This is a genomic window from Microbacterium sp. Soil_C_42 (assembly GCF_057656735.1).
The window spans coordinates 1-811 of sequence record NZ_JBDGJU010000086.1; the positions used below are offsets into that span (position 1 = coordinate 1).

Below are 811 nucleotides of genomic sequence, written 5' to 3' on the forward strand. Positions count from 1 at the left end.
GTGTACGGGGCGGACTGCGTCGGGTACCACTGCGCGGTCGGGGCGGTGCGCCGGGCCTCGTGGTGCTTGATGTCGGCGACAAGGAAGTACACGCAGATCGCGAGTCCGCTGAAGATCGAGCCGCCGGCGCCCAGGTTGCCCTGCCAGCCGTTGACGTCGGGGGTGGGGTCGATCTGGATGAGCGTCATCCACACGACGGCCAGCACACCGCTGACCACCATCAGCGTCCAGTCACGGGACTTGCGGGTGACCAGGGCGAGCCGCAGCAGGGAACCCCAGGCGAGGAAGCCGCAGCTGAGGATGGGCAGCAGCACGAACACCACGCGCAATGCCATCACACCCCCGGAATCGGACTGGGGGCCGTGCTGCGGCGGAAGGCCGGGGCCGTGCATCGCTGCTCCTGACGGGCCGTGCGGAAGAGGTTTCGGGTCTGAAGGGTATACAGCGTTCCCGGCCAGGGGTGAGGGGATGCGCGCAACCGTTGCACGCTCGCTGCACGGCTGTTCACTCCGGCGTGACCGTGCCGTCGGAGAGGCCGTCGTGGAAACCCTGGACGAGTTGTTCGCCGAGCCGCCCCGCGAGCCGTAGCGCGTCCTCGAACTCGGCGAGCGCCCGGAAGCGCAGCCCGTAGCCCTGTTGCTGCGCCAGGGGCAGCCGGGGCAGTCGGAGCCTGCGGACGTCGAGCCGGGTGGCGGTGGAGGCGTGGCTGCTGGCGCGGCGGGTGTTGGCGGTGCCGCGCAGGAATCCGGCCAGGAACCACGGGTCGAGGGCGGCCGGGTCCGGGCGCAGCAGGGCCAGACCGCGGCCGGGT

The 811-nt window shown here is 71.3% G+C and carries 2 protein-coding genes; both read right to left on the reverse strand.

Features of this window, described 5'->3' with window-relative positions; all coding sequences use genetic code 11:
- On the reverse strand, nucleotides 1-392 hold a 392-nt coding region (locus tag AC3A46_RS19495; protein WP_487666696.1), incomplete at its 3' end, for a hypothetical protein.
- Between the two features lie 112 nt (nucleotides 393-504).
- Nucleotides 505-811, reverse strand: a 307-nt coding sequence (locus AC3A46_RS19500; RefSeq protein WP_487666697.1) for a hypothetical protein, incomplete at its 5' end; no start/stop codon positions are given.